Genomic DNA, 21,880 nt, shown 5'->3' on the forward strand with positions numbered 1-21,880 from the left:
CGGATTTACTCGCCGGTGGCCTTCGCGATGATTTCCTTCGACACGTTCGCGGGAACCTCCGCGTACGAGTCGAACACCATGGAGTAGTTTGCCCGGCCCTGGGTCTTCGACCGAAGGTCTCCGATGTAGCCGAACATCTCCGACAGCGGCACCTGTGCCTTGACGACACGCGCACCACTGCGCTCCTCCATGGCCTGGATCTGGCCACGGCGGGAGTTCAGGTCGCCGATGACGTCACCCATGTAATCCTCGGGAGTCGTGACCTCGACGGCCATGATCGGCTCCAGGATGACCGGGCCGGCCATCCTCGCAGCTTCCTTGAGGGCCTGCGAGCCGGCGATCTTGAAGGCCATCTCCGAGGAGTCGACGTCGTGGTACTGACCGTCGAGGAGGGTGACCTTCAGATTGACCAGCGGGTATCCGGCGAGGACACCGTACTGCATGGCGTCCTGTGCACCGGCATCCACCGACGGGATGTACTCGCGAGGCACGCGTCCGCCGGTGACCGCATTGGCGAACTCGTAGGTGGCGCCGTCCTCGGCGTCCACCAGCGGCTCGAGCTTGATGATGACCTTCGCGAACTGACCCGAGCCACCGGTCTGCTTCTTGTGGGTGAACTCGTGCTTGTCGACCGTCTTGCGAATGGTCTCGCGGTAGGCCACCTGCGGCTTGCCGACGTTGGCCTCGACCTTGAACTCGCGCTTCATGCGGTCGACCAGGATGTCGAGGTGGAGCTCGCCCATACCGCCGATGACGGTCTGGCCGGTCTCCTCGTCGAGCTTCACCGAGAAGGTCGGGTCCTCTTCGGCGAGCTTCTGGATCGCGGTGCCCAGCTTCTCCTGGTCGGACTTGGTCTTCGGCTCGATCGAGACGTTGATGACCGGGTCCGGGAAGCTCATGGACTCGAGCACGATCGGCGCGGCCGAATCGCACAGGGTGTCACCGGTGGTGGTGTCCTTGAGTCCGATCATCGCGTAGATGTGACCCGCGGTGGCGTCCTCGACCGGCATCTCCTTGTTGGCGTGCATCTGGAAGAGCTTGCCGATGCGCTCTTTCTTGCCCTTGGTCGCGTTGAGCACCTGGGTGCCCGCCGTGATGTGACCCGAGTAGACGCGCACGAAGGTCAGCTTGCCGAAGAACGGGTGAGCCGCGATCTTGAACGCCAGAGCCGAGAACGGCTCGTCTGCGGACGGCTTGCGCGAGAGGATCTCCTCCTCGTCGCCCACGGCGTGGCCCTCGACCGACGGCACGTCCAGCGGGGACGGCAGGTAGGCGATGATGGCGTCGAGCATGGGCTGGACACCCTTGTTCTTGAACGCCGAGCCACAGATCACCGGGTAGTACTCGCGGGCGATCGTGAGCTTGCGGATCGCCGCCTTGATCTCCTCGATGGTCAGCTCTTCGCCGCCGAAGTACTTCTCGAGCAGTGCCTCGTCGGTCTCGGCGACCGTCTCGAGGAGCTTCTCGCGGTACTCCGCAGCCTGGTCGGCCAGGTCGGCGGGGATCTCCTCGATGGTCGGCTCGGCACCGATCTCGACGGTTCCGCGCCAGGTGATGGCCTTCTGCTCGATGAGGTCGACGACGCCGTCGAAGTTGTCCTCGGCACCGATCGGCAGCTGCAGGACCAGCGGCTTGGCGCCGAGGCGCTCCTCGATGGTGCGCACGGTGAAGAAGAAATCCGCACCGAGCTTGTCCATCTTGTTGACGAAGCAGATACGCGGGACGTCGTACTTCTCCGCCTGACGCCAGACCTGCTCGGACTGCGGCTCGACGCCTTCCTTGCCGTCGAACACGGCGACTGCGCCGTCGAGGACGCGGAGGCTGCGCTCCACCTCGACGGTGAAGTCGACGTGACCGGGGGTGTCGATGATGTTGATCTGGTTCTTGTTCCAGAAACACGTCACCGCGGCGGAGGTGATGGTGATCCCCCGCTCCTTCTCCTGCTCCATCCAGTCGGTGGTCGAGGCACCGTCGTGGGTTTCACCGATCTTGTAGTTCACACCGGTGTAGAAGAGGATTCGCTCGGTGGCGGTGGTCTTGCCGGCATCGATGTGGGCCATGATGCCGATGTTGCGCACCTTGTTCAGGTCGCTGAGCACTTCCTGTGCCACTTAATCGCCTCGCATTTTCGCTAGAGCTGTTGGGTCTGGGGTGTGTCCGGCCGCGGCGACCCCACAAGGGCCGCCGCGACCGGCAGGTGTCACCAGCGGTAGTGCGCGAACGCCCGGTTGGCCTCGGCCATCTTGTGGGTGTCCTCGCGGCGCTTCACCGAAGCACCGAGGCCGTTGGAGGCGTCGAGCAGCTCGTTGGCGAGACGCTCCACCATGGTCTTCTCGCGACGCTGCCGGCTGAAGCTGACCAGCCAGCGGAGCGCGAGGGTGTTGGCACGGTTGGGCTTGACCTCGATCGGCACCTGGTAGGTGGCGCCACCGACGCGGCGGCTCTTCACCTCGAGGGTGGGCTTGACGTTGTCGAGTGCACGCTTGAGGGTGACGACCGGATCGGTGCCGGTCTTCTCGCGGGCCTGCTCGAGGGCGCCGTAGACGATGCGCTCGGCGGTCGACTTCTTGCCGTCCAGCAGGATCTTGTTGACCAGCTGGGTGACCAGCGGGGAACCGTAGACCGGGTCGTTGATCAGGGGGCGCTTGGGCGCGGGTCCTTTACGTGGCATGACTTATCAGTTCCCCTTCTTCGCGCCGTAGCGGCTGCGCGCCTGCTTGCGATCCTTGACACCCTGGGTGTCGAGCGAGCCGCGGATGATCTTGTAACGCACACCCGGGAGGTCCTTCACACGACCGCCGCGGACGAGCACCATCGAGTGCTCCTGCAGGTTGTGGCCTTCGCCGGGGATGTAGGCGGTGACCTCGACAGAGCTGGTCAGGCGGACACGCGCGACCTTGCGAAGCGCCGAGTTCGGCTTCTTGGGGGTGGTGGTGTAGACGCGGGTGCACACGCCACGACGCTGCGGGCTGCCCTTGAGGGCAGCGGTCTTGGTCTTGGCAGCCTTGTCGTGACGACCCTTGCGGACCAGCTGATTGATTGTTGGCACTAGGTGTTCATTCCTCTTTGTTGTCCGTCGTGGTTGGTGCTCCGGGCAAGCTCGCAGAACTGGCTCTCACCGGTTCTACGCTGCTTCCACAACTCGCCCCACCAGCATGTCGATGCTGGTCAGTACATTTTCGCTACCCCGAGGTCGGGCGTGTCATACACTCGACAGCGGATTCGCTTGTCAGTCCTGCCGCCCCGACCCGAAGCACTCGGGCGGCTCGAAGCCATGGGGCGGGCATGCGGACTGGCCCAGCATGGGCCGGGCACCGACGATCCACTCTACCGATCGTGTTTACACAGGTCAAAAAACGGATCCTCCACGCGACCTGCAGGTGAACGGGCCGTGCGTGTTCGGTTCCGTCGACGCTCTGTGCTCGGCTTTTACCTTCTCCACTTGTACACCGCGCCGTCCGGTGCGTCGAGGGTCCGCCCGACCCGGTGAACCGATCGCGCCGTCTACTCCGGCGTCTGTGGGAGCGTCACCTTCGCGCCACCGGGTTTCGCCGGATTCGACGGCGGCGGGACGACGGGTCCGATGTCGCCGTCGGGTGCCTCGTCGAAGTCCACGACGACCGGAGCGTGATCACTCGGCTTGCTCCCCTTGCGTGCCTTGCGGTCGATCCAGGCGGCCGCGACCCGCGCAGCGGCCGACTCGCCCGCGAGGATCAGGTCGATCCGCATCCCGAGGTCCTTGTGGAACATCCCCGCGCGGTAGTCCCAGTAGCTGTAGATCCGCTCATCCGGCCACCGGTCGCGCACCACGTCGCGCAGACCCAGGGACTCGAAGGTCGCGAGCGCGGCTCGCTCGGGTGGGGTCACGTGGGTGTGTCCGACGTAGGCGTCGGGATCGAAGACGTCGGCATCGGCCGGCGCGATGTTCATGTCGCCGCAGAGAAGCGTCGTGGCCGGGTCGTCGACGGACCGGGCGAGCGCCGCCAGCCATTCGAGCTTGTAGGGGTAGTGGTCGGAGTCGGGGGACCGCCCGTTGGGCACGTACAGGGAGTGCACGCGCAGACCGCCGCACACCGCGGAGACCGCTCGCGCCTCGAGCGTCCCGGGGTCGGGATAGCCGGGCATCCCCTCGAAGCCGACCCGGACATCGTCGAGTCCGACGCGGGACAGGAGTGCGACCCCGTTCCACTGACCCTGACCGGCATGCGCGATCTCATAGCCGCGTTCGGCGAGGTCCGGGCCGAGGGCGTCGTGGAACGCGTCGTCGGAGAGCTTGGTCTCCTGCAGGCACACCACATCGGGACGGCGTTCGTCCAGCCAGGGCAGGAGGCGCGGAATCCGCTGCTTCACCGAGTTCACGTTCCAGGTCGCCACGCGCATGCGGCCCACGGTAGTACGCCGACTCCGGGGCACCGGGGCCGCCGGACGGGGACCCGGGGTTTCCTTCCCCGGTGATCTGTGTCACGTTGGGGACATCGACACCCTGCACCGCGCATCCGATTCGACGCCCCGACGTCCCGTCATCGAACACTCGTGGCGGCGGTCGGTGCTGTCCGGGGTCCGGCCCGGCGACTCCACCCCCACCCGCGCGGAGGACATCACCGCCGCCGACCCGCTGCTCGATGCCGCCCGCCCGGTGCTCGACGACGCGGCAGCCCGTCTGGCCGGCACCGATGTCTCGCTCCTGCTCGTCGATCACGAGTGTCGGATGGTGACGCGGGTGGCCTTCGGCTCGACGGTCGAACGCCGGCTCGACGCCATCGGGGCGACGCCGGGGATTCCCTTCGCCGAGGACGTCGTGGGGACCACCGCGCTCGGGACGCCCGCCGAGACACGCGGCGGCATCGTCGTCAACAGCTCCGAGCACTATCTCGAGCAGTTCAAGTCGATCAGCTGCTTCGGGCAGCCGATCATCCATCCGGCGACCCGGCGCCTGGCCGGGATCATCTGTATGTCCGAGATCGCCGAGCGCATCAACCCGCTGGCGATACCGGTGGTGAACGGGATCGTCGCCGACATCGCCGACCGGTTGCTCGACCGGTCCCGCGCGCACCAGCGATGCGTTCTCGACGCCTTCCAGCGCGCCGCGCCACGCCGCGACCTCGCCGTGGCGGCGATCGGCGACGACCTCCAGCTGACCAACGCCCTTGCCGCCGAACTGCTCTCCCCCACCGACATCGGCGCCCTGCGGATCGTCGCGACCGACCCGGCGCTGCGCGCCACCGTGTTGCCGCTGACGCTGGTGTCGGGTGCCGAGGTCGAGATCGCCGTCGAGCCCGTACCCGGCGCCCCCGGTGCCGCACTGTTCCGGTTCCGGCCGGTCGTCGAAACACCGCCGTCGCGCTCCGCGCCGCCGGCCGCCCCGGCGAGCACCAGCATCGCGGTCACCGGCGAACCCGGCACCGGTCGCAGCACCCACGCGGCCGCCCTCACCGCGGACTCCGCGGTGCCTGCCGTCGTCGTCGACGTCGCCGACGAACTCATCGGGGGCAGCCCGCCCGACATCCCCGCCTACGTCGGCCGCGCCCGATCGCTGGGCGCCCCGCTGGTCATCGACGGCGTCGACCTGCTCGACACCCGGTCGGTCGCACTCCTCGGCAGGGTGGCCGTGTCGAGCTCGACGGACTCGCCGCTGATCATCGTCGGAGGTCCGCGAGACCAGGCGGGTCCCGGCGTGGCCGCACTGCTGGCACGGTGTGCGAGGCGGGTCGACCTGCCGCCGCTACGGCACCGGACCTCGGAGTTGGCGGCGATCGCCAGCGGCGTGCTCACCCACCTCGACCCGGACCTCTCGCTGTCCGGTCCGGCGACCGATGCGCTGCTCTGCGACGACTGGCCGGGCAACCTCACCGAACTCGACTCGGTCCTCCGGCAGGCCGTATCGGCGTGCCGGGCGCGTGCGTCACGCGTCGTCGAGGTCGCCGATCTCCCACCGGCCTATCGCACGACCAGCCGGGCCGCGCACCTCTCCGGACGCGAGCAGGCCGAGCGCACAGCGATCGTCGAGGCCCTCGACCGGGCCCGGGGCAACAAGGTCCACGCGGCGAAGGACCTCGGCATCAGTCGCACCACGCTGTACGCGCGGATGCGCGCACTCGGAGTCTGACCTTCGGATCCGACCGTCGCGGCCGTCAGTCCGCGTTCGCCGGCGCGCCGGAGGGGTCCCGCAGCGTCTGGCGCGCCAGCGCAGCGATGAGGTCGGTCCGGGCCACGATGCCGACCAGGGTCTGTCCCTCCAGCACCGGGACCGCGTCGCATCCGCTCTCGGCCAGCAGCGGCAGCAGGGCGCCGACCGGCGTGCTCCGGGTCGCCACCGCAGGATCGGTCGACATCACGTCCGCTGCGCTCAGCTCGGTGTCGCCGGAGCGCATGAGCCGGCGCACGAGATGGATCTGGAACACCACCCCGACGAACGTGCCCTCGCCCGTGATCACCGGCAGAGAGGTGAAACCGTACTCGTCGAAGAGGGCCGCGACGTCCCGCAGCGGCGTCTCGGGTCCGACGGTCACCAGCTCGTGCGACATCACATCCGTCGCGGCGAGCGGACCCGTACGGTGCCCGGCGGCTCGGAGCTCGGCCGCACCGATCAGACGTGCGAGGTCGGCGACGCCGAGATTGAGCGACTGCTCGTAGCGATCCAGGATCCCGGTCAGTTCGTCTTCGTCGAGACCCAGCCGCGCGGCCGGCGGCGGCGCGGCGTCGAACCGGCGGTAGGGATAACGTCGCCCGGTCAGCCGCGCGTAGCCGGCGGCGAGTATCACCAGCAAGAGGGTGCCGGCGAGAACGGGCGCGAGGACGAACCGGAAGCCAAGCGAGTGGATCGTCTCCGGACTGAGCGCGGCCGTCATCGCCACCGCACCGGCGGGCGGGTGGACCGCGTGGCATCCGATCATCAGCGCCACGGACAGTCCCACCGCCAGCGCCACCCGGACCGCGGGGTGCGACACCGTCAGGGTCGCGGCCACTCCGACGACGGCCGAGACCGCGTTGCCGACAGTCGCGGGCCACGGTTGGGCCAGCGGACTGTTCGGCGCCGCGAAGACGAGCACGGCCGTCGCCCCGAACGGCGCGATCAGGAAGAGCCCGGTCCTCAGGTCCACGCCGGACGCGGCAAGCACCAGGCCGACGAGTCCGAGCGCGATCCCCGCCCCTGCCCCGGCCCGGATCGCCTCGCGGAGCGAGATGCCCCCGGCCACCGGTCCGAGACCACGCAACGCGCCACGGATCCGGCCCGACGGGCGCACGTTCACTCTGGTCCTCCGTAAGTCGTCGCTGACAGGTCGGCGTCTCACGGTAGCCACGGCGTCGGCGGCGATCGCCGGGACCCCTGTACAGCGCAGGTGTTCAGTTTCTGGACACGGCGCGAGGCCGGAACGGTGGGAGAAATAAGTCAGGTCGCATCTATGACCCAGATCACTTCGACCCACCGCCGACTTCGTCCCGACCAGGAGGCCCCATGACCGCCGTCGCACCCGACACCGCCCAGCACACCGCCCTGCACCCGCGTGTTCGCGACTTCATCTCCGCCGACCGCCCGATGCTGATCGGCGGTGAATGGGTCTGGTCGGCGTCGGGCCGCACCTTCGAGACCCTCGATCCCGCCACGGCACGGCCGATCACCTCGGTCGCGCACGGCGACGCGGCCGACATCGACCGCGCGGTCCGCGCGGCACGGCAGGCCTTCGACGACGGGCCGTGGACCCGGATGAAGCCGAACGAACGCGAACGCCTGCTCTGGCGGGTCGGTGACATCCTCACCGAGCGCGCCGAGGAGTTCGGTCAGCTGGAGGCGCTCGACAACGGCAAGGCGGCCACCATCGCCGCTGCGGTCGACACCAACTGGTCGGCCGACATCTTCCGCTACAACGCGGGTCTCGCGACCAAGATCACCGGCTCCACGGTCGACGTCTCGATGCCGTTCGTGCCCGGCGGCGAGTTCCACGCCTACACGCTCCGCGAACCCGTGGGCGTCTGCGGCCTGATCGTGCCGTGGAACTTCCCGCTGCTGATGGCCGCGTTCAAGCTGGCGCCCGCACTCGCCGCCGGCAACACCGTCATCCTCAAACCGGCCGAGCAGACCCCGCTGACGGCTCTGCTCCTCGGTGAGGTGTTCACCGAGGCCGGCTTCCCACCGGGCGTGGTCAACATCGTCACCGGTTACGGCGAGGCCGGTGCGGCGCTGGCCGCCCACGACGACGTCGACAAGATCGCTTTCACCGGTTCCACCGAGGTCGGTAAGAAGATCGTCGACGCCGCGAAGGGCAACCTCAAGAAGGTCTCGCTCGAACTCGGCGGCAAGAGCCCCAACATCGTCTTCGCCGACGCGGACTTCGAGAAGGCGGTCGCGGGATCGGTGGCGGCCTGGATGTTCAACCACGGGCAGTGCTGCGTCGCCGGCACACGACTCTTCGTCGAACGACCCATCTTCGACGACTTCACCGCAGCAGTCGCCGAGGCCGCATCCCAGGCGAAGATCGGTCCGGGATTGGATCCGACCACCGAGCTCGGCCCCCTCGTCAGCCAGGAACAGTTCGATCGTGTCTCCGGGTATCTCTCCGCAGGTCTCGCCGACGGTGCACGCGCCCTGACCGGCGGAAAGCGTTGGGGCGATGAGGGTTTCTTCATCGAACCGACCGTGTTCGTCGACGTCGAGCCGAGCTTCTCGATCGTGCAGGAGGAGATCTTCGGACCCGTCGTCGCCGCCATGCCGTTCGATGCGGACAGCGGTGTGGCCGCCGCGGCCAACGACTCCATCTACGGTCTGGCAGCCGGCATCTGGACCACCGACCTGTCCAAGGCGCACCGGACTGCCCGCCAGATCAAGGCCGGATCGGTGTGGGTGAACCAGTACAACGGCTTCGACACGGCCATGCCGTTCGGTGGATACAAGCAGTCGGGCTGGGGCCGCGAACTCGGCTCGTCGGCCATCGAGCTCTACACCCAGACCAAGGCCGTCAACATCTCGCTCTGACCGCATCGAATTCCCACCCTCCCGTACACGTAAGGAGCACAACCCCATGTCTCTCACCACCAAGGCCGCCGTCCTCACCGGACCCGGAAAGCCGTTCGAGATCGTCGAACTCGACCTCGACGAGCCCCGCGAGGGCGAGGTGCTGATCAAGTACACCGCCGCCGGCCTGTGCCACTCCGACCTGCATCTCACCGACGGTGATCTCCCGCCCCGCTATCCGATCGTCGGCGGCCACGAGGGTTCGGGAATCATCGAGGCCGTAGGCCCCGGGGTCACCAAGGTCAAGCCCGGGGACCACGTGGTCTGCAGCTTCATCCCGAACTGCGGCACCTGCCGCTACTGCTCCACCGGCCGGCAGAACCTCTGCGACATGGGTGCCACCATCCTCGAGGGATCGATGCCCGACGGCACGTTCCGATTCCACGGCGGCGGTGACGATTTCGGCGCCATGTGCATGCTCGGCACCTTCGCCGAGCGAGCGACGATCTCGCAGCACTCGGTGGTCAAGGTCGACGAATGGCTTCCGCTCGACAAGGCGGTTCTCGTCGGTTGCGGCGTGCCTTCCGGTTGGGGCACGTCGGTGTACGCGGGCGGCGTCCGTGCCGGTGACACGGTGGTCATCTACGGCATCGGCGGCCTGGGTATCAACGCGGTACAGGGCGCGGTGTCGGCGGGGGCCAAGTACGTCGTGGTCGTCGACCCGGTCGCCCTCAAGCGGGACACGGCGCTGAAATTCGGTGCGACACACGCCTTCGCCGATGCCGCCGAAGCCGCGGAGAAGGTCAACGAGCTGACCTGGGGACAGGGCGCCGACCAGGCCCTGATCCTCGTCGGCACGGTCGACGCCGAGGTGGTGGCGAATGCGACCGCCGTGGTCGGCAAGGGCGGCACGGTCGTGATCACCGGTCTCGCCGACCCGACGAAGCTGACCGTGCAGGTCTCCGGAACCGACCTGACCCTGAACCAGAAGACGATCAAGGGCAGCCTGTTCGGCTCGGCCAACCCGCAGTACGACATCGTCAAACTGCTGCGCCTGTACGACGCCGGGCAGCTCAAGCTCGACGAACTCATCACGCAGACCTACACCCTCGACCAGGTCAACGACGGATACCAGGATCTGCGGGACGGCAAGAACATCCGCGGGGTCATCATCCACGCGGAGTGATACCCGGCCGGTTCGCCTGAGGTGTGTTCTCCCTCGGGCGAACCGGCCACCCACGTCGGCGGTCTCGCAGCACCCACGACGCCGTTGTGGGAGTGGCTGCGTGGCGCGGCCGCAGGGTTGTCCGTCGATGACGATCTCACTCGTCGCCGTCGTCGGTATGTCGTTCGGCGTGGCCCGGGCAGGCACCCGGGGCCGACGATCCGAGCGGGACCGGGCCGAAAACGGCCTAGTCCGCCGGTTCCTCGCTCCCTAGCGCCGCGACGAGTTGCGCCGACCAGGTGTCGACGACCAGCGCGCGCCGGGCCGAGTCGTCGGACAGTGTGTCCGCCAGACCCAGCCCGCGCGCCATGTCGAGTGTCGCCTGTACGAGCCGATGCCCGGTCTCGTCATCCGCGGGCACCCCCATCGCCGCCATGGTGCGCTGGTGGGCCTCCCGCGCGAACTTCGCCTCCAGCGGCAGGATGAGCCGCCGCAGCGCGGGATCGGATGCGGCGGCCGCCCACACCTGCAGTGCGGCCTTGAATTCGGTACCGGTGTAGACGGCCACGGCCCGTTGGACGGCCCGGATGATCCGGGCGGGCGTGACCCGGTTCGCGGTCGTCCCGTCCGTCGGCTCCGACGAGGTGGTCGGGTCCACACCGGCAGCCCGGGTCAGATCCTCGAAGACCTGCTCGAGCGTCGCCGTGATCAGGGCCTCCCTGGTCGGGAAGTGATGTTGCGCCGCCCCGCGCGACACGCCGGCGCGTTCGGCGACCGCAGCCACCGTCGCGGCCGCCCAGCCCTCGACGGCCAGCACGTCCACAGTCGACCGCAACAGCCGCTCGCGCGTCAAGCGCGACCGTTCCTGTTGCGGCGAGCGGACATTCGCCGACGTCGTACTCAACTCAGGCCTCAGTAGGACTTCGGCAGTCCGAGGCTGGTCTGCGCCACGAAGTTGAGGATCATCTCTCGGCTCACCGGCGCGATGCGGGCGATCCGGGCGAGGCTCAGCATCGGCGCCAACCCGTACTCGGTGGTGAGCCCGTTGCCGCCGAGCGAATGCACCGCCTGGTCGACGACCTTCACACAGGCTTCTGCGGCAGCGTATTTCGCCATGTTGGCCGGTTCGGCGGCGCCCCAGTCGTCGCCCGCGTCGTAGAGCGTCGCGGCCTTCTGCATCATCAGCTTGGCCATCTCGAGTTCGACCTTGCCCTGCGCGAGCGGGTGCGCGATCGCCTGGTGTGCGCCGATCGGCGTCTTCCACACCGTGCGTTCCTTCACGTACGACACCGCCTTGTCGAGCGCGAAGCGGCCCATCCCGACGGCCGATGCCGCGGCCATGATCCGTTCCGGGTTGAGTCCCGCGAAGAGCTGACTGAGTGCGGCGTCCTCGGACCCGACGAGCGCGTCGGCCGGCAGCCGCACGTCGTCGAGGAAGAGCTGGAACTGCTTCTCGGGGTTCTGCAATTCCATGTCGATCATGGTGTACGAGAAGTTCTCGGAGTCGGTGGGGACGATGAAGAGCGCGGGCTTGAGGTTGCCGGTCTTGGCGTCCTCGGTGCGCGCGACGATGAGCACCGCCTGCGCCTGATCGACGCCGGAGATGTAGACCTTCTGTCCGGTGAGCAGCCAGTCGGAACCGTCACGACGGGCCGTCGTGGTGATCTGGTGAGAATTGGAGCCGGCGTCGGGTTCGGTGATGCCGAAAGCCATCGTGATCGACCCGTCGGCGAGACCCGGCAGCCAGCGCTGCTTCTGGTCGTCGGTACCGAAACGGGCGATCACGTTCCCGCAGATGGCCGGTGAGACGACGAGCATCAGCAGCCCGGTGCCCGATGCGGCGATCTCCTCCATCACGATCGCCAGCTCGTACATCCCGGCGCCGCCGCCGCCGTACTCCTCGGGGAGATTGACCCCGATGAAGCCGAGCTTGCCCGCCTCCGCCCACAGTTCGTCGGTCTTGCGTCCGGTGCGGGCGCATTCGCGGAAGTACTCCTGGCCGTATTTGGCCGCGAGTCCGGCCACCGCGGCGCGCAGCTCGGCACGCTCGGTGGTCTCCACGAAGGGGTTGGTGTCCACGGTCATCTCGATGCTCCCTGTTTCAGTCGTCGATGTGGTTCGTCTGCGGACGTGCGGCCACTCAGGCCTGGTAGCCGAGGCGTTTGGCGGCGAGGCCGTTCAAGATCTCGGTGGTGCCTCCGCCGATCCCGATGATGCGCATGTCGCGGTACTGTCGCTCGACCTCGGTACCGGTCATGTACCCGAGGCCGCCGTGGAGCTGGACTGCCTTGTCGGCCACCCACTCCCCCACCTCGACCGCGGTGTTCTTGGCGAAACACACCTCGGCGATCAGGTCATCGGCGGAACCGACCTTCCGTTCGACGAGTGCGCGCGTGTACGTGCGCGCGATGTCGATGCGCCGCGCCATGTCCACGAGCGTGTCCTGCACCGACTGCCGAGCGATGAGGGGTTTTCCGAAGGTCTGCCGGTCACGCGCCCACTGGAGGGTCAGATCGAGGCAGCGCTGCGCGCTGGCGTACGCCTGCACCGCGAGGCCGGACCGCTCGGTGACGAAAGCTGTTGCGATCTGGGCGAAGCCGGAGTTCTCCGAGCCGACGAGGTTGCTGACGGGCACGCGCGCGTCGACGAAGGACAACTCCGCGGTGTCCGAACTCCGCCAGCCCATCTTGTCCAGCTTCCGGGTGACGGTGAACCCCGGAGTGTCCTTCTCGACCACGAGGAGGGAGACGCCGCCGGCGCCGGGGCCGCCGGTGCGGACCGCCACGACCACGAAGTCCGCGCGGACCGCCGAGGTGATGTAGGTCTTGGAGCCGTTGACGACGTAATGGTCACCGTCGCGGTCGGCTCTGGTCGTGAGGTGGCCGACGTCGCTGCCGCCACCGGGTTCGGTGATCGCGAGACTGCCGATCTTCTCCCCGGCGAGCGTCGGTCGGACCCACCGGTCGATCTGGTCCGGGTCACGCGCCGCGATCAGGTGCGGCAATGCGATGCCATGGGTGAACAGCGACGCGAACACACCTCCCGCCGCGCCCGCGTAATGCAGCTCCTCGCCGAGGATCGTGGTGTCGATCAGGTCGCCACCGGACCCGCCGACCTCCTCCGGGACACCGAGGCCGAACAGCCCGAGCTTCGCGGCCTCCACGTGCAGTTCGCGCGGGATGAGGCCGTCCCGCTCCCAGTCATCTTGATGCGGGAGGATGTGCTTGTCGACGAATCGGCGCACGGTGGAACGCAATTCGAGACGCTCGGGGGTCTCCCAGATCGGGTTGGCGATGGGCACAGGCGTTCTCCAGTCGGTTGGGGTGCGGCGGGTGGATGGGGGTGGGTCCGAGCGGTGTCAGGTCGATCGGGGCTCGCGCCCGCGGCCGGGCGGACCCGCGAAACACTGTGCGATCCCGGACCATTCGACGGCGTCGGGTCCGGTCAGTTCGAGCTGGAGATCGGCGAGCGCGCGGCGCTGCGTCACGAGGTGACAGAAGTCGAGTGCGGGTCCGCGGACCGAGTTGGCTGCGTCGGCCGGACCCCACGTCCACATCTCACCCGAGGGAGCGGTGAGGGCGTAGTGGAACGGCTCGGCCGGCGGGGTCCGACCGTTGACCATGTACGCGAAGTCCCGGGTTCGCACGCCGATGTGGGCGACACTGCGAATCCGGTCCGTCGGCAAGACGGTGACACCGAGGGCGTCGGCGATGTCGAGACCGTGCGCCCAGGTCTCCATGAGGCGCGCGGTGGCCATCGAGGCCGCCGACATCGGCGGGCCGAACCACGGGATCCTGGTGCCGGACGGGACCTCCCGCAGCGCATCGGCCAGCCGCCCGCGCGCCGATCGCCACCTGGCCAGGATCTCGTCGGCCGGCGCCGCCGCCCCGCTCTCGGCCGCGTCGTCGACGTAGGTCTCGGGGTTGTTCGACGCGGCCTCGGTGAGCAACCGGGCGAATTCGTCGGGATCGGTGGCGGCGATGGTCGCGACCTCGTCGGTCCATGCGAGATGGGCGATCTGGTGGGCGATGCTCCACCCCGGCGCAGGTGTCAGGGTGGCCCACCCCGCATCGTCGAGCTCCGCCACCAGCGCGTCGAGCTGAGCGGATTCGGCCTCGAGGTCGGCCACGACACCGAGCACCGCCGCTTGTCCATCGGAAGGCATGCGCTCAGCCTCACACAGGCCATCAGAAGAATCAAGCACGCTTGATTGTTTTTGCGTTCCGGTCCACCCGGCCGTTGCGGTGGCGGCCGGAAGGCCGCTCAGTGATAGAGGACGTCGACCGTGGCGCGACTGAGCAGCACGTCGTCGTACGACGTCATCGTGGCCTCGAAGGAGGAGATCCGGCGGCCGGTCTTGATCGGCGTGACCTCCACGACGACCTCGCTGCCGTCCACCGCGGGCGACCGGTAGAAGCCGATCGACATGTCGCCGATGGCATAGCCCTGACCGGCGCCGGCGTGGAGATGTCCGGCATACGAGGCGGCCTGACCGACGATCGTGGCGATCACGCCGCCGTGCATCGTGCCGAACATGTTGCCCATCCACAGTTCGGTCGCGCTGCGGAACCGGATACCGGAGTCGCGCTCGCCGGGCGCGTCGAGGACCTCCACCCGGCCGTTGAGCAGCGACGCCAGCGGCCCGGGCTCGCGCACCTTGTTCGCGATCTCGTCGATCACCAGGCGTCCGGACAGGGAGCCGGGGATCGCCTCCGGCAGCGCCGCATCGTGCTCGCCCGCGCAGGTGGACGGCGTGGCACCGGGTTTCGTCGACGGCGGGTCCCCGGCGAGTGCACGCCCCACGCGCACGTTGCGGGCGGTACCCATGCAGCAGAGGCCATCGCCGCCGCGGATCTCCACCGTCGTGGAACCCCAGCTGTCGTCGTGCATCGCCACCTCTGCCGACGCGGTGAGGGTCTCCCCTACCCGGGGTCGCCCATGCGCCGACATCGACAGCCGCGCCTGCAGCGTCGCGGCTGCCGGGTCGTCGTGGACGCGGTGGAAGGGGATGCCGCCGCAGTGGTCGAACAGGACCGCGAGCGCGGGTAGCTCGATGAGGCCGCGGTGATCGGCGAACTGCGCGCACAGCTCCTGGGAAGCACGCACCCCGGTTTCCGACACGGAGATGTCGCCGATGTGAAATGCGGACAGTGGGTCGTGCGGCTCGCTCATGAATTCCCTTCTATCAGCGATGAGCCGCCGATCTCACATTGGAGAGTCGAACATCACTCCCGTACTCTGACCGGGTACGTGTGTCCGAAGTGACGGGAGAGACAGATGCGACGCAAGGCTGTGGCAACACTCGGGGCGATTGCGGCAGTGGGAGCGCTCGGCATGGGAGCGGCGGACGCGCAGGCCGTTCCCGCGGAACGAGCCCTCAGCGTGGAGCAGGTCCCCAATGCCGGGGTCACCATCGACTCGAACAAGGTCACCGGCGGATTCGTGGCCGGCATCCTGGCATCGGCGACCGAGCCGGGTGTCACCCGGATCACGCTCAACACGACGCCGACCGAGGCGTGCGCGACCAACCTCGCCGGCGCACGCGTGGGCATCTCGTGGAGCAACACCACCAACGGGACCTCCGGTGACGAGGTGTTCGCCGCATGCACCGACGGCCGGCCCTCCGACGGCGTCGACGTCGCGACCGGAACGGGTTCCATCGAGTTCACGACGACGATCCTCGGAAAGGGCGATCAGACCTTCACGGTCGTCCCGGGCAGCGGTTCCTTCACCCGCTGATCAGTGCGGCCGGGGGCGCGTCATCGCCCCCGGCCGACCCGGCAGTAGACAATTCTGCAAATCTGTACACACGCCGGGTGAACACGTTCTAGATTTGGCCGCATGGCCGAGACAGTCACCCAACTCCTGCACGAGCGCGCCGAGGACGACAACCTCGCGATCACATATGAGGGTCGTCAATGGACGTGGCGTGAATACATCCACGACGCCGGCCGGTGCGCATCGGCGATCCTCGGGGTGGCCGACCCCAACCGGCCGATGCATGTGGGGGTCCTTCTCGGGAACACGCCCGACATGCTGTTCGCGCTGGCGGCCGGCGCACTCGGCGGTTATGTGACGGCCGGGATCAACAACACCCGCCGCGGCGACGGACTCGCCGCCGACATCCTGCGTGCCGACTGTCAGATCCTCGTCACCGACGCCGAACACCGGCCCCTTCTCGAGGGACTGGATCTGCCCGGCGTGACCGTGCTCGACACCTCCACTCCGCAGTGGTCGGACATGCTCTCCGGCGCAGGCGAATTGGTCCCGCACTCGGTGCCGGGTGCGATGGACACCTTCATGCTGATCTTCACCTCCGGCACCAGCGGTAACCCGAAACCGGTCCAGTTCGCGCACATGATGATGCCCTTTGCGGGCCCCGTGCTCGCCGACAAGTACGACATCGGCCCGGGGGACGTCTGCTACCTGTCGATGCCCCTGTTCCACAGCGCCGCCCTCATGGGCGGGTACTGCGTCGCTCTCTGCGGAGGCGCCGCGATCGCTCCGGCCAAGTTCTCCGCGTCGACATTCCTCGATGACATCCGCCGGTACAACGCGACCTACATGAACTACGTCGGTAAACCGCTCGCCTACATCCTCGCGACCGAACCGAAGCCCGACGACGCCGACAACCCGCTCCGTGTGGCCTTCGGCAACGAGGCCACCGACCGCGACATCGACGATTTCTCCGAACGCTTCGGCTGCACGGTCTGGGACGGATTCGGCTCCACCGAGCTGGCCATCATCATCACCCGCGAGCCGGGCACCCCGCACGGATCGATCGGCAAGGGCTTCCCCAATGTGGCCGTGTACAACTCGGCGACGATGACCGAATGCCCGCGAGCCGAATTCGACGCCAACGGAGCGCTGTCCAATTCCGACGAGGCCATCGGCGAACTCGTGAACATCGAGGGCGGCGGCATGTTCATGGGTTACTACAACGATTCCGAGGCGACCAGCGAACGACTCCGCAACGGGATGTACTGGTCCGGCGACCTCGCCTACAAGGATGCCGACGGTTGGATCTATCTGGCCGGCCGAACCGGCGACTGGATGCGTGTCGACGGCGAGAACATCGCCGCGGGACCGATCGAGCGCATCCTGCTGCGTATCCCGGAGATCAATCGCGTAGCCGTCTACGCCGTTCCCGACGAGCACGTCGGCGACGCGGTGATGGCCGCCGTGGTGCTCCAGGACGACACCGAACTCACTCCGGAATCCTTCGCCGAGCAGCTCGCCGCGCAGGCGGACCTGTCCCCCAAGGCCTGGCCGTCCTTCGTGCGCATCGCCGAGGACCTGCCCTCGACCGCGACCAACAAGATCCTCAAACGCGCACTGAAGGCGGAGGGGGCCACCGCCGGCGCGGGCACCCTGTGGGTCCGGGAGCCGCGAACCCGCGTCTATCGAGAAGCGGTGGGCGCCAGCGCATGACCGACACCCAGACGTCCCCCAACGCCCCACCCGCGGCCGAGGCGTCACTGTTGCCCGAGCTCGGGTACTACGCGCTCTCCCGCCACCCGGTCGACCCGGCCGAGCTCGCCGAGGAGGCCCGGCTCGCCGACCGCGCGGGGTTCGGAGCGGCGTTCGTCTCCGAACGCTTCAACGTCAAGGACGCCGCCGTACTCGCCGGCGGCCTCGGCGCGGTGACCACGCGCATGGGGGTCGCCACCGCCGCCACCAATCACAACACGCGGCATCCCATCATCACCGCATCCATGGGCGCGACCCTCTCGACGATGACCGGCGGCAGGTTCGCCCTCGGTCTGGGGCGCGGGTTCGCGGCGCAGTGGCAGGTGCTCGGCGTACCCGACGTGACCAGTGCCCAGCTCACCGACGCAATCACCGTCCTACGGACACTGTGGCGTGGAGAGATGATCCTCGGGCACGACGGCGCCCTCGGCAAGTACGACTACCTCAATCTGGGTGTCGCCGTGCCCCCGGTCCCGATCATGCTGGTGACCATGTCCCCCAACACATTACGGTTGGCGGGTCGAATCGCGGACGGCGTCGTGCTCCACACCTTCTTCTCCGACGAGGCGACCAGCGCCGCGGTCCGGACCGTCCGGAACGCGGCCGAACAAGCCGGGCGAGATCCGGGGGAGGTACGGATCTGGTCCGTGATCGCCACGGTTCCCGACCATTTCGACGACGCCGACCGTCTACGCCGCCTGTACGGCCGTCTCGCCACCTATCTGCAGGGATACCCGGACGTGCTGGTGAAGGCCAACGGATGGGATGCCGGAGACCTTGACCGTGTCCGTGCCAGTGCGGCTTTCGCCGGTGCGCGCGGGCCGATCGATGCCACCGCGACGGTCGAGGAGCTGACCGAGCTCGCCGGGATCATCCCGGCGTCCTGGATCGCCGACAGCGCGGTCGGCAGCGCGAGGGACTGCGCCGCCGCGGTCGCCCGGCAGTTCGAGCTCGGCGTCGACTCGGTCATCATGCACGGCGCGGCCCCCTCGGAACTCCTACCCGTGGTCGACGCCTACCGGTCGCTGCGACCCGGGTTGCCGGGGCTGCCCGCGAATCCGGGTGCGGCGCGAGCCTCGTAGTGGTGCGCGGTGCCGCTCAGTCCGGGACGCCGGGCGGCACCGAGTTCAGAAGCGCGCCTGCCTCCACGCGCAGCTGCTGCCCGGTGACGTATCGGGCGGCGTCCGACGCCAGATACAGGACCGCTTCCGTGACGTCCTCCGGTGCGAGCAGATCGACCGGCATCGCGTGCAGCGACGCGAAGACGTCTTTCACATCGTCATACGCCGGCTTGTCCAGGTCCGGCCGGAACAGACGGTAGATCTCGTCGTGGTGGACCATCGCGGTGTCGACGTTGCCCGGATGGATCGCGTTGACCCGGATGCCTTTTGGTGCGAGATGACGCGCCAGGTCGTTGACGAGCCGGGCGACCGCGCGTTTGGAATGACCGTAACCACCCGCCCCCGGCCCCGCCTGCGCGGACTCGAACGACGGCATGAACGCAGCCATCGATCCGATGCAGATGATCGACGCCCCCGACTCCAGATGCGGCAGCGACAACTCGAGCGTGTTGATGATGCCACCGAGATTGACCGCGACGGTGTTCATCCAAGTCACAGAGGGACTTTCGGGCCCGAGCGGGCTGATACCGGCATTGGCGACGACGATGTCGAGTCGACCGAACTCCGACACCGCCTCGTCGATCGCGGCCTGGAGGGCATCGCGACTGCGCACGTCGGCGATCTTGGCGATGACCCTGCGGTCCGTCGCGTCAACCATCTTGGCGGTCTGCTGGAGATCATCCGGGGTGCTCATCGCGTAGTTGACGGTGGTGATCTGGTCACAGATGTCGACGGCGATGATGTCGGCACCCTGCTCGGCCAACCGCACGGCGTGGCTGCGTCCCTGACCTCGTGCCGCACCGGTGATCAGTGCAACCTTGCCGTCGAGTCTGGTGGTCACTCGGTTCTCCTCGATCTCGGGCCGTTCGCGATCCGGGCGACAGGCTCGGCGCACCGTGGGTGCATCCTAATCCGGAACGACCGGCCATGTGGCCGAATGGATTTCCCGGCGCGACGGCCGGTCCGCGCACCACCGACGACCCGCACGGCCCGGTACGGGCGACTCTCTGGACACCAGTCCACCGACTCGGTAGTGTCGCCTCCACCGGCCGGAGGTGAGCGCCATCACACCTACTGCCATCTTCCGCCGGCCGAAAGGATGCCTGCGTGCCCGAGATCGCCGAGATCCCCACCTGCGTCGAGGATCTGACTCCCACATGGCTGACAGATCTGCTCACGAGCAACGGTCACCCGGCCGCCATCGATTCCATCTCCGCCGAACCGGTGGGAACCGGACAGATGGCCGGGTCGTACCGATTGACGCTGAATCACGCTGTCAGCTCCGATATCCCGGGGACGATCGTCGCCAAACTCGCCACCGGGGACACCGCACAACGGCAACTCGGTTCGGGCGTGTTCCGCAACGAGGTGCGCTTCTATCGGGATCTGGCCGCGGGTTTCACGGTGCCGACGCCCACCTGCTTCGCCACGACGATCTCCGATGCCGGCACCGAGTTCGTGCTGCTCCTAGAGGACATGGGTGACGCGGTCCAGGGCGACCAGATCTCCGGATGTTCGGCCGCACAGGCCGAGTCGGTCGCCATCGCGGCGGCGGGCCTGCACGCGCCCCGCTGGAACGACCCGACCCTCTTGGCAGAGATCCCGCTGCCCACCGCCTCCGATCGTGAGGTGATGGACTCGATACTCGGCCCCATGGCCGACCTGTATCGCGAACGTTTCGACCCCGACGGTCTGTCGTCGGCAGCCATCGACTGGTTGGTCCGGGAGGCCGGTGACTGGCTCGTCGCACCACTGACGAACACCGCTCTCATCCACGGCGATCTGCGCGTCGACAACGTCCTCTTCGGGCCGGTGGGAGAGGTCACGATCATCGACTGGCAGACCATCACCACCGGTAACCCTCTCCGCGACATCGCGTTCTTGCTGAGCACCAGCCTTACGACCGAGGACCGTCGCCGACACGAACGCGGGATCGTCGCGTCGTATCATCGCGCGCTGGTCACCGCGGGGATCGACGACTACACGCTCGACGATTGCTGGGACGACTACGTCGGCAACCTGATCCAGGCACCGCTGATCACCGTCTTCGGCTCCGCCGCTGCGCAACCCACCGAGCGCGGCACGGCGATGTTCGACGCGATGCTGTCGCGCAGCGCCGCCGCCATCGACGATCTCGTCCCCGGCGGACTCTGACCCGTGACGTCACTCGTCATCGGCGGCAACGGGTTCCTCGGCTCACGCCTCGTGCGGCGGCTCGTCGAGTCCGGTGAGGACGTCCGCGTCCTGACCCGCTCGACGAGTGACCTCCGATCGTTGACCGGACTCGATGTCGAACACGTCACCGGTGATCTGTTCGACGCGGCATCCCTCGAGCGAGCCATGCGCGGTTGCGAGGTGGTGTACCACTGCGCCGTGGACACCCGCGCGTGGTTACGCGACCCCGCACCGCTGTACCGCACGAACGTCGACGCACTGAGATCGGTGCTCGACGTCGCCGCCCGGCAGTCGCTGCGCAGATTCGTCTTCACGAGCAGTGTCGCCACCATCGGTCGAGTCCGGGGCCGTCCGGCGACCGAAGCCGATCGGTTCAACTGGTCGCGACAGGCACCCGACTATGTGAAGAGCCGCGTGGCGGCCGAGGACCTGGTGCTCCGGCGCGCCCGGGACGGTGCCGTGCCCGCGGTCGCCATGTGTGTCGCCAACACCTACGGCCCGGGCGACTGGCAACCCACGCCGCACGGCGCGTTCGTCGCCGGCGCCGCGCTCGGCAGGCTGCCGTTCACCATCCGTGGCTGTCGTGCCGAGTCCGTCGGCATCGACGACGCCGCTCGCGCCCTCCACCTCGCCGCGGATCGGGGGGTGGTCGGCGATCGGTACATCGTGGCCGACCGGTCCATCGACATCGGGGAGATCGTGTCCGTCGCAGCAGCGGCCGCTGGTCGCCGACCCCCACGAGTGGTCCTCCGCCGGCCCGCCCTGTATGTCTGCGGTGCAGCAGGTTCCGCACGTGCCGCGGTGACCGGGCGCCCCGTGCAGCTGACGATCCCCGCGGTCCGATTGATGCACTTCATGTCCGAGATGGATCACGGCAAGGCCGAACGCGACCTCGACTGGCACCCCGAACCGGTCACCGACGCCATCGCCGACGGCGCCCGCTTCTGGCTCGAACGCCGCGCCGCGCGCGCAGCCGCCGAACGATCCCGCGACCGGTGA

At 68.2% G+C, this 21,880-nt stretch carries 19 protein-coding genes; 8 read left to right on the top strand and 11 right to left on the bottom strand.

Annotation, left to right across the window (positions count from 1 at the left end):
- Window positions 1-5: 5 nt before the first annotated feature.
- From fusA to ACSUZC_RS17950, 4 genes are all read right to left on the bottom strand, one after another.
- Window positions 6-2,111, bottom strand: coding sequence for an elongation factor G (gene fusA, locus ACSUZC_RS17935; RefSeq protein ID WP_439029822.1), 2,106 nt, complete (start codon window positions 2,109-2,111; stop codon window positions 6-8).
- A gap of 89 nt (window positions 2,112-2,200) precedes the next feature.
- Complete coding sequence (rpsG, locus tag ACSUZC_RS17940; RefSeq protein WP_439029823.1) at window positions 2,201-2,671, bottom strand: 30S ribosomal protein S7; 471 nt, start codon at window positions 2,669-2,671, stop codon at window positions 2,201-2,203.
- Window positions 2,672-2,677: 6 nt separating this feature from the next.
- On the bottom strand, window positions 2,678-3,049 hold the full coding sequence (gene rpsL, locus ACSUZC_RS17945) for a 30S ribosomal protein S12 (protein ID WP_004020596.1): 372 nt from the start codon (window positions 3,047-3,049) through the stop codon (window positions 2,678-2,680).
- Window positions 3,050-3,504: 455 nt separating this feature from the next.
- On the bottom strand, window positions 3,505-4,380 hold the full coding sequence (locus tag ACSUZC_RS17950; protein WP_439029824.1) for an exodeoxyribonuclease III: 876 nt from the start codon (window positions 4,378-4,380) through the stop codon (window positions 3,505-3,507).
- A 76-nt stretch (window positions 4,381-4,456) separates the two neighbouring features.
- Here ACSUZC_RS17950 and ACSUZC_RS17955 point away from each other — a divergent pair, with 76 nt between their 5' ends.
- Window positions 4,457-6,106: a sigma-54-dependent Fis family transcriptional regulator gene (locus ACSUZC_RS17955; RefSeq protein ID WP_439033170.1), complete on the top strand. Its 1,650-nt coding sequence runs from the start codon at window positions 4,457-4,459 to the stop codon at window positions 6,104-6,106.
- A gap of 25 nt (window positions 6,107-6,131) precedes the next feature.
- Here the strand turns inward: ACSUZC_RS17955 and ACSUZC_RS17960 are convergent, their stop codons facing one another.
- The gene (locus tag ACSUZC_RS17960; RefSeq protein WP_439029825.1) at window positions 6,132-7,250 is read right to left on the bottom strand and encodes an HPP family protein; all 1,119 of its coding nucleotides are present in this window, start codon (window positions 7,248-7,250) and stop codon (window positions 6,132-6,134) included.
- A gap of 206 nt (window positions 7,251-7,456) precedes the next feature.
- Between ACSUZC_RS17960 and ACSUZC_RS17965 the strand changes: the two genes are divergently transcribed.
- Window positions 7,457-8,971, top strand: coding sequence for an aldehyde dehydrogenase family protein (locus tag ACSUZC_RS17965; RefSeq protein WP_439029826.1), 1,515 nt, complete (start codon window positions 7,457-7,459; stop codon window positions 8,969-8,971).
- Between the two features lie 46 nt (window positions 8,972-9,017).
- Window positions 9,018-10,136, top strand: coding sequence for an NDMA-dependent alcohol dehydrogenase (locus ACSUZC_RS17970; protein WP_439029827.1), 1,119 nt, complete (start codon window positions 9,018-9,020; stop codon window positions 10,134-10,136).
- Window positions 10,137-10,362: 226 nt separating this feature from the next.
- Here the strand turns inward: ACSUZC_RS17970 and ACSUZC_RS17975 are convergent, their stop codons facing one another.
- From ACSUZC_RS17975 to ACSUZC_RS17995, 5 genes are all read right to left on the bottom strand, one after another.
- Window positions 10,363-11,019: a TetR/AcrR family transcriptional regulator gene (locus tag ACSUZC_RS17975; RefSeq protein WP_439029828.1), complete on the bottom strand. Its 657-nt coding sequence runs from the start codon at window positions 11,017-11,019 to the stop codon at window positions 10,363-10,365.
- Between the two features lie 8 nt (window positions 11,020-11,027).
- Complete coding sequence (locus ACSUZC_RS17980; RefSeq protein ID WP_439029829.1) at window positions 11,028-12,200, bottom strand: acyl-CoA dehydrogenase family protein; 1,173 nt, start codon at window positions 12,198-12,200, stop codon at window positions 11,028-11,030.
- A gap of 55 nt (window positions 12,201-12,255) precedes the next feature.
- On the bottom strand, window positions 12,256-13,416 hold the full coding sequence (locus tag ACSUZC_RS17985; protein WP_439029830.1) for an acyl-CoA dehydrogenase family protein: 1,161 nt from the start codon (window positions 13,414-13,416) through the stop codon (window positions 12,256-12,258).
- Between the two features lie 57 nt (window positions 13,417-13,473).
- A complete protein-coding gene (locus ACSUZC_RS17990; protein ID WP_439029831.1) occupies window positions 13,474-14,280 on the bottom strand; it encodes a TIGR03084 family metal-binding protein in 807 nt (268 codons plus the stop codon).
- A 98-nt stretch (window positions 14,281-14,378) separates the two neighbouring features.
- Window positions 14,379-15,287 carry a PaaI family thioesterase gene (locus ACSUZC_RS17995; RefSeq protein ID WP_439029832.1) on the bottom strand — a complete coding sequence of 303 codons (909 nt, stop codon included), beginning with the start codon at window positions 15,285-15,287 and terminating at the stop codon, window positions 14,379-14,381.
- A gap of 105 nt (window positions 15,288-15,392) precedes the next feature.
- Between ACSUZC_RS17995 and ACSUZC_RS18000 the strand changes: the two genes are divergently transcribed.
- The 3 genes from ACSUZC_RS18000 (at window position 15,393) to ACSUZC_RS18010 (ending at window position 18,667) form a co-directional block, all read left to right on the top strand.
- Window positions 15,393-15,854, top strand: coding sequence for a hypothetical protein (locus ACSUZC_RS18000; protein ID WP_439029833.1), 462 nt, complete (start codon window positions 15,393-15,395; stop codon window positions 15,852-15,854).
- A 102-nt stretch (window positions 15,855-15,956) separates the two neighbouring features.
- On the top strand, window positions 15,957-17,546 hold the full coding sequence (gene fadD1 / locus ACSUZC_RS18005) for a fatty-acid--CoA ligase FadD1 (protein ID WP_439029834.1): 1,590 nt from the start codon (window positions 15,957-15,959) through the stop codon (window positions 17,544-17,546).
- Entirely contained in the window at window positions 17,543-18,667 is a 1,125-nt protein-coding gene (locus ACSUZC_RS18010) for a TIGR03857 family LLM class F420-dependent oxidoreductase (RefSeq protein ID WP_439029835.1), read from the top strand. Before fadD1 ends, ACSUZC_RS18010 begins: the two co-directional genes overlap by 4 nt.
- A 16-nt stretch (window positions 18,668-18,683) precedes the next feature.
- Here ACSUZC_RS18010 and ACSUZC_RS18015 read toward each other — a convergent pair whose 3' ends face one another.
- Window positions 18,684-19,547, bottom strand: a complete 864-nt coding sequence (locus ACSUZC_RS18015; protein WP_439029836.1) for a mycofactocin-coupled SDR family oxidoreductase — start codon at window positions 19,545-19,547, stop codon at window positions 18,684-18,686.
- A gap of 266 nt (window positions 19,548-19,813) precedes the next feature.
- On the opposite strand from ACSUZC_RS18015, the gene ACSUZC_RS18020 reads away from it, so the two are divergent.
- Together ACSUZC_RS18020 and ACSUZC_RS18025 are read left to right on the top strand one after the other, a co-directional pair.
- Window positions 19,814-20,860 (top strand): phosphotransferase family protein, encoded by a 1,047-nt coding sequence (locus tag ACSUZC_RS18020; RefSeq protein WP_439029837.1) that lies wholly within the window; start codon window positions 19,814-19,816, stop codon window positions 20,858-20,860.
- A gap of 3 nt (window positions 20,861-20,863) precedes the next feature.
- Window positions 20,864-21,880 (top strand): NAD-dependent epimerase/dehydratase family protein, encoded by a 1,017-nt coding sequence (locus ACSUZC_RS18025; protein WP_439029838.1) that lies wholly within the window; start codon window positions 20,864-20,866, stop codon window positions 21,878-21,880.

Source organism: Gordonia terrae, from assembly GCF_051789125.1.
In the GTDB taxonomy this organism is placed as follows: domain Bacteria; phylum Actinomycetota; class Actinomycetes; order Mycobacteriales; family Mycobacteriaceae; genus Gordonia; species Gordonia terrae_A.